Genomic DNA, 10,861 nt, shown 5'->3' on the forward strand with positions numbered 1-10,861 from the left:
GCGGGCGGGTTAGACTGTCAGCCATGAGCCCACTGGATGATTATGGACAGGCCCTCAGCGGTGCCTCGGTGCTGGTCGTCGACGACGAACCGGGCATGCGCAACTTCCTGGCCAAGACGCTGGGCCCCCGAGTCAAGACCGTGGCCGAGGCGGGATCGGCGCGCGAGGCGACAGAGCGGCTGGACGAGGCGCAGTTCGACGTCATCGTGGTCGACAACAAGATGCCCGGCGGGTCGGGCATTGACTGGGTCAGGGAACAGCGGCGCAAGGGGCTTTATGCCGAAACCGTGCTGATCACCGCCTATGCCGATCTCGAAACCGCCATCGCCGCGCTGCGCGCCGGGGTCAGCGATTTTGTTTTGAAACCCTTCCGCGCCAACCAGTTGATCGGCGCTGTGGCGCGGACGCTGGATCGCGGCGCGCTGCGCCGTGACAACCGGCTGTTGCGCCATGCCCTTCAGGCCGAGGGGGAAACCCGCCTGCTGGGCCGCTCGGCGCCGATGCAGGCGGTGCGCGCCATGCTGGAAAAGCTGGCGCCGCTGCCGACGCCGGTGCTGTTCACCGGCGCGACCGGCACGGGCAAGGAACTGGCCGCGCGCACGCTGCACCAGATGGGCGGCCGTGCCGAACGGCCCTTCGTGGCGGTGAACTGCGCCGCTATCGCGCCGGACCGCATCGCGGCCGAACTGTTTGGCGAGGTCGAGGGGGACCGCCTGCGCCCGGGGCTCTTCCTGCTGGCGGATGGCGGCACCCTGTTCCTCGACGAGGTCGCACAGATGTCGGAAACCCTGCAGGCGGCCCTGTTGCGGGTGATCGAGGATCAGCGCATCCGCCCCCTGCGCGCCGAACGCGAGATCCCGCTGGATCTGCGCCTGACCTTTGCCACCAATACCGATCTCGACAAGGCGGTTGACGACGGGCGGTTCCGCGCGGACCTCTATCACCGCATCAACGTGCTGCGGATCGAGATGCCGCCCTTGAGCGACCGATCCGAGGACATCGTCGAGCTTGCCGCGCTGTTCATCCAGCATTTCTCCCGCGCGCTTGGCCTGCCGGAACTGAAACTGGACGACGAGACGCTCTTGAAACTCAGCCGCTATCCCTGGCCCGGCAACGTGCGTGAACTGCGCAACCTCGTGGAACGCTCGGTCATCCTGGGCAGTTTCCCCGAGGATTTCGCGGGCAGCGGGTCTGTCACCGGCGTGCAGGCCATCGAGAACCTCGACCTGGTGATGCAGCGGCACATCATGCATGTCCTGGAACTGTCCGGCGGCAACCGGGCCGAAGCCGCAAGGCGGCTGGGCGTTTCGCGCAAGACCGTGGATCGCAAGGTCGCAACCTGGGGCGAGTGAACCCTCGGAAACACGCCCTCTGATGGTTGCAAAATTAAGCATAATTTACATCCGGGCTGGCGGGTCATTCTGACCTGCCAGCCCCCTTGTTTTCTTGGAGCTATGGCCAATATGTCTCGCTTTTCTCCTTGCGGGTTGGGCTTGTCTTTTCATACCTTCTGAACAGAACGGGGCGTGCGCCCCGGAAATTTTGCAGGAGATGACATGCAGGACATGGGAGAGGCCCTTGCCGTCGCGATGACGCTTGTCCTCTCGGGCGATGGCGACCTGGTCGAGATCGTCGGCCTGTCGCTGCGTGTCAGCCTGACCGCCACGGTCGCCGCCTGTGCCATCGGCCTGCCGATCGGCGCGCTGGTCGCCACCAACCGCTTTCCGGGGCGTGGGGCGGTCCTGGTGGTGATGAACGCGCTGATGGGCCTGCCGCCCGTGGTCGTGGGGCTGATCGTCTACCTGCACCTGTCGCGGGCCGGGCCGCTGGGGTTCCTGGGGCTGCTCTATACGCCCGCCGCCATGATCATTGCCCAGACCATCCTGATCGCCCCCATCGTGGCCGCGCTGTCGCGCCAGGTGATCGAGGACATGCATGCGGAATATGCCGACCACTTCCGCTCTCTCTGCCTGAACACCCGCCAGACCGTGCAGGCGCTGCTCTGGGATGCGCGTTACGCGCTGCTGACCGTGGCGCTGGCCGGCTTTGGTCGCGCCGTGGCCGAGGTGGGCGCCGTCATGATCGTCGGTGGCAACATCGACCACATGACCCGTGTCATGACAACCGCCATCGCGCTGGAGACCTCCAAGGGGGACCTGCCGCTGGCCCTGGGGCTGGGCATCGTGCTGATGATCCTCGCACTGGGGGTCAACGCCCTGGTCCACAGCCTGCGCCTGACCGCCGTGAGACAAGCCTATGCGTGAAGCCATCATCCACGGACCCGAGGCCCTGACAGCGGGCGCTGTCCCGGCCTCCAACCTGCTTCCCCTGCGGGTGCGGGGCCTGTGCCTGACCCTGGGCGGGCGCCGTATCCTGAACAGCCTGGACCTGGACCTGGGACCGGCGGGCTGCACCGTCCTTCTGGGGCCGAACGGGGCGGGAAAAACGCAACTCCTCAAGGTTTTGCACGGTCTTCTTGAACCCGACGCGGGAGAGGTCGACTGGAATGGCGCCGCGCCCGGTCAGGTCACATCGCGACAGGCGCTGGTGTTCCAGAAACCCGTTCTGCTGCGCCGGTCGGTCGCCGCGAACGTCGATTTCGTGCTGAAGTCGCGCAACCTGCCGCGAGCCCGCCGCGATGCCCTGCTGGATCACGTCGGCCTGGGCGACAAGGCGCGACAGCCCGCGCGCCTGCTGTCCGGTGGCGAGGCGCAGCGCCTGGCGCTGGCCCGTGCGCTGGCAACGGAGCCCGAGGTTCTGTTCCTGGACGAACCCACCGCCAGCCTCGACCCGGCCTCCGTCAACCGAATCGAGGAAATCGTGCTGAAGGCCGTGCGCAACGGCACCCGCGTGATTCTCGTGACTCATGACATCGGACAGGCCCGCCGGCTGGCCGATGAGATCGTCTTTCTGCATGGCGGGCGGGTGGCCGAACAGGCCGCCGCCGACCGCTTTTTCGCAGGCCCCCGAACGCCGGCGGCCCGGGCCCATGTCTCGGGCGGCCTCGTGCTCTGACCTCACTCAATACCCTACGGAGGAGATATTCCATGAAACCGCTTCATCTTGCGGCGCTGCTCTGCGCCGTGTCGCTGCCCTCTGCGGCGCTGGCCGATGACATCCTTGTGCAGTCGACCACCTCGACCGCGAACTCGGGGCTCTACGATCACCTGCTGCCGATCTTTGCCGAAGCGACGGGCATCCAGGTCAACGTGGTGGCCGTGGGGACTGGCCAGGCGATCCGCAACGCCCGCAACTGCGACGGTGACGTGCTGTTGGTCCATGCCAAGCCGGCGGAAGAGAAATTCGTTGCCGATGGGTTCGGTGCGTCGCGTACCGACCTGATGTACAACGATTTTGTCATCGTCGGCCCCGAGGCAGATCCGGCCGCCGTGGCCGGCATGGACGATGTCCAGCCGGCGCTGGAAAAGATCGCCGCGGCGCAGGCGCTGTTCGCTTCGCGCGGCGATGATTCCGGCACCCACAAGAAAGAGGTTTCTCTCTGGGGCGCCACCTCGGTCGATCCGGCCAATGCCTCGGGCGACTGGTATCGTGAAACCGGCTCGGGCATGGGCGCGACGCTGAACGCGGGCATCGGCATGGGGGCCTATGTCATGACCGACCGCGCCACCTGGATCAGCTTCAAGAACAAGCAGGATTACAAGATCCTGGTCGAAGGCGATGCGGACCTGTTCAACCAGTACGGCGTCATCCCGGTTTCCGCCGAGAAATGCCCGTCCGTGAACATCGAAGGCGCGCAGGCCTTTGCCGACTGGTTGCTGTCGGATGACGGCCAGGCCGCCATCGCCGAATATGAGGTCGACGGGCAACAACTCTTCTTCCCGAACGCCCCGGATTGATCTAGGACAATTCGCCAGGCGGCCCGCATACACTAGGTCTTTGGGCCAGGAGGCCCGATGTCCAGCGTCAATACGCCTGAATATTTTACTGTTGCAGAGCTGGCAGAGCTGCTGCGACTGAAAGAACGCAAGATCTACGACCTCGCCGCCTCAGGCGGGGTTCCCTGTTCGCGCGCCACCGGCAAGCTGCTGTTTCCCGCGCGCGACGTCTATGCCTGGATCGCCTCGCATACCACCGGCCCGCAAGAGACCGAGGCCCGCCCGCCGATCCTGTTGGGCAGCCACGATCCGCTGCTGGACTGGGCCGTCCGCGAAAGCCGCTGCGGCCTTGCCACCTATTTCGACGGGTCTCTTGATGGGCTGGACAGGTTCAAGGCCCGCGAAGGCGTGGCCTGCGGGCTGCATGTCTATCATTCCGAGACCAGCGACTGGAACGTGCCCAGCGTCGACAAGACTCGCGATGCCGTGTTGGTGGGGTTCGCCCGCCGCCGTCGCGGACTGGTGGTGCGCCCGGACGAGACGGGGATCACCGGGCTGGGGGATCTCGCCGGACGCCGTTTTGCGCCACGCCAGCCGCGCTCGGGCACGGCCAAGCTGTTCGGAGACCTGGCAGAAGAGGCCGGGCTGGACCACGCGGCGCTTGACCTTGCGCCGGTGTCCCGGACCGAGACCGAGGCCGTGCAGGCCGTGGCACGGGGCGAAGCCGGCGCGACCTTCGGGCTGGAGACGCTGGCCCGCGATTTCGGCCTGCAATTCCTGCCCCTCATCGAAGAGTTCTTTGACCTGCTGATCGACCGGCGGCAGTATTTCGAGGCACCGGTCCAGGCGCTTCTGAACTTCTGCACCGGTGATGCCCTGCGCGAACAGGCTGCCCGGTTGGGCGGCTATGACATCGCGGAGCTTGGCAAGATCCGCTGGAACGCCTGACACTCTGCCTGAGCTTTGCCGGATTGGTCTCTGGAAACACTGGAAATTCCGCAATTGGCGTCTGCGGGGCAGGGCGGCTCGATTGGATATATGCCAAATTCTAACGGGCCCGCAGCCCTGCAATTCTTGCGTTTCAGCGGGAATCTGTATCTAATTCGAGATACGGGATAGTTTCCCGGGGGGATAGAAATGAAGAGCGATCTGACGGTCCGCCTCGCCGGGCGCCTGTCGGTGCTACGGGCTGCCCGTGGCTGGACGCTGGATCAACTCGCCGCTGCCAGCGGTGTCAGCCGCGCGGCGCTGTCGCGGCTCGAGAATGCCGAGGTCAGTCCGTCGGCGGATGTCCTTTCGCGCCTGGCGGCGGCGCATGAAATGTCCCTGTCCCGCCTCTTTGCCATGATCGAGGACGGGTTCTCCGCCCATGTCACGCGCGAGGAACAGGCCGTCTGGCGCGACGGCGAGACCGGGCTGGCCAAACGCTTCGTCTCTCCGGCGGCATCGGCCCTGGCGGGCGAGGTCGTGGAATGCAAGATGACGCCCAATTCCGAGATGGTGCAGGAGTCGCCCGAGGTCGTCGGGCAGGAGCATCATATCGTGCTGCTGAGCGGTTATCTGCACGTCAGCCTGGACGGATCGGGCTATAACCTCGGCGCCGGGGACTCGCTGCGTTATCGCGAACACGGCGAGGTGCGACTGGTCACGGATCGCGGGCAGGGGGCGAAATTCATGCTGGTGAGTGTCACCAGCTGAGCGTGACGCCCCTTTTCCGGGTCAGCAATTCGGCACGTTGACGGCCAGCCCGCCCAGCGAGGTTTCCTTGTACTTTTCGCTCATGTCGTGGCCGGTCTGGCGCATGGTCTCGATGCAGGCATCAAGCGGGACCAGGTGCGTGCCATCGCCCCGCAGGGAAAGCGAGGCCGCCGAAACCGCCTTGATCGCGCCCAATCCGTTGCGTTCGATACAGGGCACCTGGACCAGCCCCTTGACCGGGTCGCAGGTCATGCCAAGGTGATGCTCCAGCGCGATTTCCGCTGCGTTTTCAACCTGCTCCGGCGTCCCGCCCATGACCGCGCACAGACCTGCCGCCGCCATAGCGCTGGCGCTGCCGACCTCTGCCTGGCAGCCTGCTTCGGCGCCCGAGATCGAGGCATTGTATTTCACTAGCCCGCCGATCGCCGCCGCCGTGAGCAGGAATTCGGGGATGCGGGCGCGCGTTGCCCCGGGCACATGGTCCAGCCAGTAGCGGATCACCGCGGGAACGACACCGGCCGCGCCATTGGTGGGCGCGGTGACCACCTGGCCCCCGGCGGCGTTTTCCTCGTTCACCGCCATCGCGTAGACGCTCATCCAGTCGTTGATCGTGTGCGGGGCGCTTTGGTTCATGCCCCGCTCGGCCTGCAACTGGTCGTGGATGTTCTTGGCGCGGCGTTTCACGTTCAGCCCGCCGGGCAGCACCCCGTCCGAGGTCAGGCCCCGGTCGATGCAATCCTCCATCACCTGCCAGATCTGTGCCACGCCCTTTTCCAGGCTGTCGGCACAGCCGCGCGACACCTCGTTCGCGCGTTTCATATCGGCGATGCTGCGCCCGGATTTCTTTGCCATCTCAAGCATTTCCGCGGCACTCTTGAAGGGGTGGGGGACGGGGGCGCCCTCATCCGTGTCCTTGCCGGCGGCCAGTTCCGCTTCTGTCAGGACAAAACCGCCGCCGACCGAGTAATAGACCTCTTGCAGGATCACGTCGCCTTGGGCGTCCGTGGCGCGCAGGATCATCCCGTTGGCATGGCCCGGCAGCGTCTCGTCGTAGTCGAAGACCAGGTCCCTGGACGGATCGAACTGCAGCGCGGGCAGGCCGTCGGGCGTCACTCTGTGGGTCTTCGCGATCTCGGCCAGCGCCGCCTCGGCCTTTTCGTGGTCGTAGGTTTCCGGCACGAAACCGGCCAGCCCCAGCACCGTGGCGCGATCGGTGGCATGGCCGACGCCGGTAAAGGCCAGCGACCCATGCAGCGAGGCGCGCAGCCCGTGCACCGCAAAGGGCGCCGCCCGCAGCTTGTCCAGAAAGCGGGCCGCCGCGACCATCGGGCCCATCGTGTGCGAGGACGACGGGCCGATCCCCACCTTGAACATCTCGAAGACCGAAAGAAACATCTGCGCTCCCTTTATTCTTGTGCCTCATGTAGCGCAGCGCCCGCGCGATGCCGACGCCGAAAACGACATGACGTCTGCCAAAGGCGCGCTTGACCCTTGGGCGCTCACGACTCCGTGAACGGCTTGTGACTGTCCGGGGCGAAACTTTCGACCGCCTGTCGCGTGACTCCGGTCAGCCGCACCAAAGAGGTGCAGCCTGAACCGACAGACAAACAGGAAGGACCACCAAATGAAACCCCTCAAGACTTTCGCAGCCGTTGCCCTCGTGACCGTGTCCGGCGCCGCCTTCGCGGCCAGCCATTCCGACACCGGCAACCCGATGGTCGGTGGCGCCGCGATGTTCCCGGACAAGACCATTGTCGAAAACGCCGTGAACTCGGCCGACCACGAAACCCTCGTGACCGCGGTCAAGGCCGCCGGCCTCGTCGACACCCTGTCCAGTGAAGGTCCCTTCACCGTCTTCGCCCCGACCGACGATGCATTCGGCATGATCAAGCCCGAGAGCCTGAACGCGCTGCTGCAGCCCGAGGCAAAGGATCAGCTGACCACGATCCTGACCTGTCACGTCGTGGCGGCCAATGCCATGTCCGACGCCATTGCCGGGATGATCGCCGATGACGGCGGCATGCACCCCGTGCCGACCGTGGGCGGCTGCACCCTGCAGGCCAAGATGGACGGGGACGAGATTACCCTGACCGACGAGAACGGGCGCACCGCGACCGTCACCATCGCGGACGTCAAACAGTCGAACGGCGTCATCCACGTCATCGACCGCGTCCTGCTGCCCAAGCAGTAATGTGATCGGTTGCGCGAGGTAAAGTAACCCCCAGTTCGAGCCTCGCGCAATCGTGCGCACCCTGTGCTTGCCCCCGCAGGCCTGGGTGCGCATCCTTTCCCCGAGATAAGAGGAGGCCCCGATGAAAAGACGCAACTTTATCGCCGCCGGGGCTGTGCTGCCGTTCTTCACGCGCAGCGCCCTGGCCGCCGGTGGCAATTTCGAGATCACCCGCAGCAAGGCGGAATGGCGCGCCATGCTGAGCGACGCGGAATACCGCGTCATGCGCGAAGAGGGCACCGAACGCGCCTTTACCTCGCCGCTGAACGACGAAAAGCGGAAAGGCACGTTCCTGTGCAAGGGCTGCGACCTGCCGCTCTACGCTTCGGAGACCAAGTTCGACAGCGGCACCGGCTGGCCCTCGTTCTACCAGGCCCTGCCGAACGCCATCGAGACCAAGCCCGACCGCAAGCTCTTCGTGACCCGGACGGAATGCCATTGCCGCCGCTGCGGTTCGCACCTGGGTCACATCTTTGACGATGGGCCGCCGCCCACGGGCAAGCGCCATTGCATCAACGGTGTCAGCCTGACATTCCGCCCGGCCTGACGGGCGGGAAACACAAAGAAAAACGGGCGTGTGGCTGGACTAGGGCCACGCGCCCGCTTCCTTTGGTGGGTCGAACGGGCCGAAAAATTGCCCGAAATTGACGGTAGGTCGCGTCGGATTGTCTGTCCAGAGGGTTTCGCAACCTTACGGACGTGTCCGGCCAAGGCCGCTCAATTCAGCGTGGAAACCCGTGTCATCGTTCGGGTAAAGCCCTGCAGCGAAATCCGCAGCGTCACGGGGGTATCCGGGGCCGCCGCCGGGCTGATCTCGACCGGGGCCGGGTTGACCGAGTAGATGCGCGTGTTCTCCGTCACGCCGTTCTCGACGTAACCGGCGACGAAATTCACCGCCTGCACGCGGGCGCCGTCGATCTGCAGGCAATGGGCGTTGGTCAGCAGGTACTGGTCCGAGATCAGGAAGCTGGTGCAATGCGCCGTGCCCTTGTCCGTGGCGATGTCCAGCCGGCCCACCGCGCGGCCCATCTTCCGATAGCCCGAGATATCCGGGTACTGGTAGGCCGGTTCGGAATCGAACCCGCCGCCAAAGACCTGTTCCAGCGTCACGCTGCCGCCGGACACCTGCTTGTTCGTCAGCACCACCTTGCCGAAATCCGACCGCGGCCCCAATGGCAACTCCTGCGCCGACAGGGGCAGGGCAAGGGAACAGGCGGCAAGGACGGCAAGGGTCAAACGGCGGGTGGCAAACATGCGAATCGAACTCCTGGCGGTTTGACCGAGCCTATCACCGGAACCGGGACAAAAATGGGTCCGGAATACCCGGACCCAGCCATTCATTCGTGAACATGTCCGGCCTGTTACCCGGCCCCGCGCTGTCTACTTAAAGCTGCGGCTGTCCTTGATCTGATCCCAGGCCCAGACAACTTGCTGCAGCTGTTCTTCCTGGCTGCGGTCGCCGCCGTTCATGTCCGGGTGAAGCACCTTGATGAGCGACTTGTAGACCTTGCGGATCTCGGCCTTGGACATGTGATCCTCGGCCTCGAGAATATCCAGCGCCTTGCGCTCGGTCGGGGGCAGCTTGCGCCCGCCGCCCTGCTTGCGCCCGGGATTGCGCGTGGCCTTGTCGCCCAGCACCTGGTGCGGGTCCTCGATGCCCAGCCGCGCCCAGGCCTTGGCCTCGGGGTCGCGCCAGTCCTTGGTCTTGCGCTCCCAGACCTTGTCCGAGGATTCCTGGGCGTTCATCTCCGCCTCGGTCTTGCCGTCGAAGAAGGACCACTTGGCATTGTATTCTCGGACGTGGTCCTTGCAGAACCAGAAAAAATCATCCAGCACGTCAGGCGCCTTGGGCGCGCGGAATTTGCCCGGTTCCTCGCAACCGTCATGGTCGCAGATGCGCGTGGATGTCTCCTGTGCGCCAGTCATGCCCTTCCGTCCGCGCGGGTTTTTCTTTTTCGCGGACTTAACGGACATGTCGAAACCGAAGGGGTCAGGTTTGCTCATCTCGCACCTCTTCTCGACTCGGACACCGGAGCATAGACTATCGCGGAACGAGATACAGGGGGTCCTGCGAAAAATGTCGCGAGCCGATGAAATCCAGATGAAACTAGAGGCGGCCTTCGAGCCCAGCCTGATCGAGGTGCGCAACGACAGCGCGCGCCATGCCGGCCATGCGGGCGACGATGGCAGCGGGGAAAGCCATTTCCACGTAATGCTGCGCGCGCCCGCCTTCGAGGGCCAAAGCCGCATCGCCCGGCACCGGGCCGTTCACGCGGCCCTGGGGCCGGACCTTGTGGCGGAAATCCACGCATTGTCGCTTGATGTGCAGGCGTAACATTGCCGGGCTCGGATGTCGGCGGGAAATGACCGTCGGCATCCGGCCCAACCGGCGGGTTTGGACCGGATTCTGATTCCCCTTTAAGGTGATGTTGTAAGTTTCGGCTCAACTTTGGACATGAGGTGCACGGGCATCGTGCCCGGTTCAAAGGAGGCGAACTTATGTCACTATCCAGACTCACCTGTACCGTCGCGGCGGTCATCCTTGCGGCAACTGCCGTGCAGGCAGACGATCCGTTTCCGGTTGTACAGGGGGCGCACAAGGGCAAGGGCCTTGGCTTTGGCGGTTTCGTATCCGGCGCCGCGCCGGGCAAGGGTGTTCCGTCCGGAAACCAGGTGCCAGAGCCGCCGCGTTCCACCGTGGCAAGCGGCGTCCTGTCGCAGATTTTTTCAACGAGTTCGACCAGCGGTACCAACTGACGCCCTTTGGCAGAAAAAGGGGCGTGGTCCATGCGGACCGCGCCCCGACTTTCTGTGAACAAACGGATGAAAGCCCCCGTTTCAATCTTTTGCGTGTCGCGCCGATCAATCCTGACGCTCTGGAGATCTAGCAACCCCCGGTAACAGAACGTTAACAAATTGCGCTGACGCTGCGGCAGTCAGGGATTCCTTACCTTGGGTCAGGGCAGGAAACGGCTCGGGTGAAATCTTCGGTCGGACTCGCGCGCAGACAGACGAAACGCGGCCCTTGGGGGCCGCGTCGCGTGTTTTGTACAAAATGCTGGAAACGCCGTACAAAACGTACGTTTTGTACAAGACC

The 10,861-nt window shown here is 64.8% G+C and carries 13 protein-coding genes; 10 read left to right on the plus strand and 3 right to left on the minus strand.

Annotation, left to right across the window (positions count from 1 at the left end):
* Nucleotides 1–23 precede the first annotated feature (23 nt).
* The 6 genes from PVW46_RS27990 to PVW46_RS28015 all read left to right on the plus strand — a co-directional run bounded on the left by PVW46_RS27990 (nt 24) and on the right by PVW46_RS28015 (nt 5,534).
* A complete protein-coding gene (locus PVW46_RS27990; protein ID WP_069208555.1) occupies nt 24–1,352 on the plus strand; it encodes a sigma-54-dependent transcriptional regulator in 1,329 nt (442 codons plus the stop codon).
* A gap of 204 nt (nt 1,353–1,556) precedes the next feature.
* A complete protein-coding gene (locus PVW46_RS27995) occupies nt 1,557–2,264 on the plus strand; it encodes an ABC transporter permease (RefSeq protein ID WP_069208554.1) in 708 nt (235 codons plus the stop codon).
* Nucleotides 2,257–3,015, plus strand: coding sequence for an ATP-binding cassette domain-containing protein (locus tag PVW46_RS28000; RefSeq protein WP_083242199.1), 759 nt, complete (start codon nt 2,257–2,259; stop codon nt 3,013–3,015). The genes PVW46_RS27995 and PVW46_RS28000 overlap by 8 nt, the downstream gene beginning before the upstream one ends.
* A gap of 32 nt (nt 3,016–3,047) precedes the next feature.
* The gene (locus PVW46_RS28005; protein ID WP_069208553.1) at nt 3,048–3,857 is read left to right on the plus strand and encodes an ABC transporter substrate-binding protein; all 810 of its coding nucleotides are present in this window, start codon (nt 3,048–3,050) and stop codon (nt 3,855–3,857) included.
* Between the two features lie 57 nt (nt 3,858–3,914).
* Nucleotides 3,915–4,784: a substrate-binding domain-containing protein gene (locus tag PVW46_RS28010; protein WP_069208552.1), complete on the plus strand. Its 870-nt coding sequence runs from the start codon at nt 3,915–3,917 to the stop codon at nt 4,782–4,784.
* 189 nt (nt 4,785–4,973) lie between these two features.
* Complete coding sequence (locus PVW46_RS28015) at nt 4,974–5,534, plus strand: helix-turn-helix domain-containing protein (protein ID WP_069208551.1); 561 nt, start codon at nt 4,974–4,976, stop codon at nt 5,532–5,534.
* A 21-nt stretch (nt 5,535–5,555) separates the two neighbouring features.
* Here the strand turns inward: PVW46_RS28015 and PVW46_RS28020 are convergent, their stop codons facing one another.
* On the minus strand, nt 5,556–6,929 hold the full coding sequence (locus PVW46_RS28020) for an L-serine ammonia-lyase (protein WP_069208550.1): 1,374 nt from the start codon (nt 6,927–6,929) through the stop codon (nt 5,556–5,558).
* A gap of 229 nt (nt 6,930–7,158) precedes the next feature.
* Between PVW46_RS28020 and PVW46_RS28025 the strand changes: the two genes are divergently transcribed.
* Both PVW46_RS28025 and msrB read left to right on the plus strand, forming a co-directional pair.
* Nucleotides 7,159–7,725, plus strand: a complete 567-nt coding sequence (locus PVW46_RS28025; RefSeq protein WP_052244553.1) for a fasciclin domain-containing protein — start codon at nt 7,159–7,161, stop codon at nt 7,723–7,725.
* Nucleotides 7,726–7,846: 121 nt separating this feature from the next.
* A complete protein-coding gene (gene msrB, locus PVW46_RS28030; protein WP_069208549.1) occupies nt 7,847–8,311 on the plus strand; it encodes a peptide-methionine (R)-S-oxide reductase MsrB in 465 nt (154 codons plus the stop codon).
* 170 nt (nt 8,312–8,481) lie between these two features.
* Here the strand turns inward: msrB and PVW46_RS28035 are convergent, their stop codons facing one another.
* Both PVW46_RS28035 and PVW46_RS28040 read right to left on the minus strand, forming a co-directional pair.
* Nucleotides 8,482–9,018, minus strand: coding sequence for a trypsin-like serine peptidase (locus PVW46_RS28035; RefSeq protein WP_069208548.1), 537 nt, complete (start codon nt 9,016–9,018; stop codon nt 8,482–8,484).
* 126 nt (nt 9,019–9,144) lie between these two features.
* Nucleotides 9,145–9,768, minus strand: a complete 624-nt coding sequence (locus tag PVW46_RS28040; RefSeq protein ID WP_043143239.1) for a J domain-containing protein — start codon at nt 9,766–9,768, stop codon at nt 9,145–9,147.
* A gap of 73 nt (nt 9,769–9,841) precedes the next feature.
* Between PVW46_RS28040 and PVW46_RS28045 the strand changes: the two genes are divergently transcribed.
* Together PVW46_RS28045 and PVW46_RS28050 are read left to right on the plus strand one after the other, a co-directional pair.
* Nucleotides 9,842–10,099: a BolA family protein gene (locus PVW46_RS28045; protein WP_043143241.1), complete on the plus strand. Its 258-nt coding sequence runs from the start codon at nt 9,842–9,844 to the stop codon at nt 10,097–10,099.
* Nucleotides 10,100–10,263: 164 nt separating this feature from the next.
* Nucleotides 10,264–10,521 (plus strand): hypothetical protein, encoded by a 258-nt coding sequence (locus PVW46_RS28050; RefSeq protein WP_043143243.1) that lies wholly within the window; start codon nt 10,264–10,266, stop codon nt 10,519–10,521.
* The last annotated feature ends 340 nt before the right edge of the window (nt 10,522–10,861 follow it).

The organism is Mameliella sp. AT18, assembly GCF_028807275.1.
GTDB classification, from domain to species: Bacteria; Pseudomonadota; Alphaproteobacteria; order Rhodobacterales; family Rhodobacteraceae; genus Antarctobacter; species Antarctobacter albus.

Excerpts from the sequence above, each read along its gene's own strand:
- PVW46_RS28035 (WP_069208548.1), bottom strand. The coding sequence starts at position 9,018 with ATGTTTGCCACCCGCCGTTTGACCCTTGCCGTCCTTGCCGCCTGTTCC.
- PVW46_RS27995 (WP_069208554.1), top strand. The coding sequence starts at position 1,557 with ATGCAGGACATGGGAGAGGCCCTTGCCGTCGCGATGACGCTTGTCCTC.
- PVW46_RS28040 (WP_043143239.1), bottom strand. The coding sequence starts at position 9,768 with ATGAGCAAACCTGACCCCTTCGGTTTCGACATGTCCGTTAAGTCCGCG.
- PVW46_RS28015 (WP_069208551.1), top strand. The coding sequence starts at position 4,974 with ATGAAGAGCGATCTGACGGTCCGCCTCGCCGGGCGCCTGTCGGTGCTA.
- msrB (WP_069208549.1), top strand. The coding sequence starts at position 7,847 with ATGAAAAGACGCAACTTTATCGCCGCCGGGGCTGTGCTGCCGTTCTTC.
- PVW46_RS28050 (WP_043143243.1), top strand. The coding sequence starts at position 10,264 with ATGTCACTATCCAGACTCACCTGTACCGTCGCGGCGGTCATCCTTGCG.
- PVW46_RS28010 (WP_069208552.1), top strand. The coding sequence starts at position 3,915 with ATGTCCAGCGTCAATACGCCTGAATATTTTACTGTTGCAGAGCTGGCA.
- PVW46_RS28000 (WP_083242199.1), top strand. The coding sequence starts at position 2,257 with ATGCGTGAAGCCATCATCCACGGACCCGAGGCCCTGACAGCGGGCGCT.
- PVW46_RS27990 (WP_069208555.1), top strand. The coding sequence starts at position 24 with ATGAGCCCACTGGATGATTATGGACAGGCCCTCAGCGGTGCCTCGGTG.
- PVW46_RS28005 (WP_069208553.1), top strand. The coding sequence starts at position 3,048 with ATGAAACCGCTTCATCTTGCGGCGCTGCTCTGCGCCGTGTCGCTGCCC.
- PVW46_RS28025 (WP_052244553.1), top strand. The coding sequence starts at position 7,159 with ATGAAACCCCTCAAGACTTTCGCAGCCGTTGCCCTCGTGACCGTGTCC.
- PVW46_RS28045 (WP_043143241.1), top strand. The coding sequence starts at position 9,842 with ATGTCGCGAGCCGATGAAATCCAGATGAAACTAGAGGCGGCCTTCGAG.
- PVW46_RS28020 (WP_069208550.1), bottom strand. The coding sequence starts at position 6,929 with ATGTTTCTTTCGGTCTTCGAGATGTTCAAGGTGGGGATCGGCCCGTCG.